The sequence below is a fragment of the Clostridium sp. AM33-3 genome, from assembly GCF_003480315.1.
Lineage (GTDB): Bacteria > Bacillota > Clostridia > Lachnospirales > Lachnospiraceae > Brotaphodocola.
Genome location: NZ_QUIV01000014.1, coordinates 1 through 1,418, shown reverse-complemented (window position 1 = coordinate 1,418; position 1,418 = coordinate 1). Strand labels below are relative to the sequence as shown.

Here is a 1,418-nt window from a genome sequence, read left to right as displayed (position 1 = left end):
CGGAACCGCATGTCCGGTGGTGTGAGAGGTCGGCGGCGATAGCCGCCTCCTACTCGATCTAAGAGAGAGCTTCCAAAACAGATGGAATATCTGGGTAAGGTATTTCCTATGGCAATTATGGCTACTCTTGTGGTATACTGCCTAAAGAGTATTCCGGAGTCCGCGCTTCAGGACAATCTGATTCTGCTTGCAGGTGTTGCGGTGACAGCAATGGTTCATCTCTGGAAGAAGAGTTCCATTTTGAGCATCACCGTGGGAACGGTGGTGTACATGGCGTTGGTACATATGATTTAGAGAAAGGGAAATACGATGTTAAATCAGTTTTCAAGAACAGAATTATTATTTGGGAAAGAAGCCATGGAGCGGCTGTCGCAGTCCAGAGTCGCCGTGTTTGGTGTCGGTGGAGTAGGCGGTTATGCTGTGGAGGCACTGGTGCGCAGTGGTGTGGGAGCCATAGATATCATCGATGACGATAAGGTGTGCCTGACCAACTTAAACCGTCAGATCATAGCCACCAGAAAAACCGTTGGAAGATATAAGGTAGACGTGATGGAAGAGCGCATCCATGATATCAACCCGGACTGCAAGGTCACCACTCACAAATGCTTTTATCTGCCGGAGACGAAAGATGATTTTGATTTTTCCAAGTATTCCTATGTGATTGATGCAGTGGATACGGTAACGGCAAAGCTTCAGCTTGTCATGGAAGCACAGGAGAAACAGGTGCCGGTCATCAGCAGCATGGGAGCCGGAAATAAATTGAATCCGGCTATGTTTGAAGTGGCGGATATCTATAAAACTTCTGTCTGTCCGCTGGCAAAGGTCATGCGTCGGGAGCTGAAAAAGCGCGGTGTCAAAAAACTGAAGGTCGTGTACTCCAAAGAACAGCCGATCAGACCAATTGAGGACATGTCCATCAGCTGCAAAAATCACTGCATCTGTCCGCCTGGAGCCGAGCATAAATGCACCGAGCGCCGGGCTATCCCGGGTTCCACTGCATTTGTTCCGTCCGTAGTGGGGCTGATCATTGCGTCAGAAGTCATCAAAGATCTGGCAAAATAAAAATTTGAGTTACAAAGCTGAATAAAGGTCCGGAAGTGAAAGAGACTGCCTTCCTCTATTTTCACATATCGTTGTTTGCTTGCTCTCGCTAACACGCGTTCGCCTGTGTCGGATTAACATCCGCCACATTCGGACGTGTGTGCTCAAGATGCAAACACCTGATATGTTGAAAATCCCGGAAGGCGGTCTCATTCACTTCCTGCTGTATTGGCTTCGCTAAAAAACAGTAGCTACAGCCCATATTAACTCTTCCATAAAAAGCTAACGCAGCCAGAACGCTACTATCAGATAAAAGCCGGATTACAGGCTTTCGTCAGCAACGTTCTGGCTGCGTTTATTATTATCGTAGAATAACC

At 47.6% G+C, this 1,418-nt stretch carries 1 protein-coding gene and 1 pseudogene; both read left to right on the top strand.

The genetic code is table 11. The features are described from left to right. Positions 1–69: 69 nt before the first annotated feature. Positions 70–294: pseudogene (locus DW819_RS09415) on the top strand (AzlD domain-containing protein); the annotation flags it as partial. Positions 295–309: 15 nt separating this feature from the next. After that, complete coding sequence (locus tag DW819_RS09410; RefSeq protein WP_118733068.1) at positions 310–1,062, top strand: tRNA threonylcarbamoyladenosine dehydratase; 753 nt, start codon at positions 310–312, stop codon at positions 1,060–1,062. The last annotated feature ends 356 nt before the right edge of the window (positions 1,063–1,418 follow it).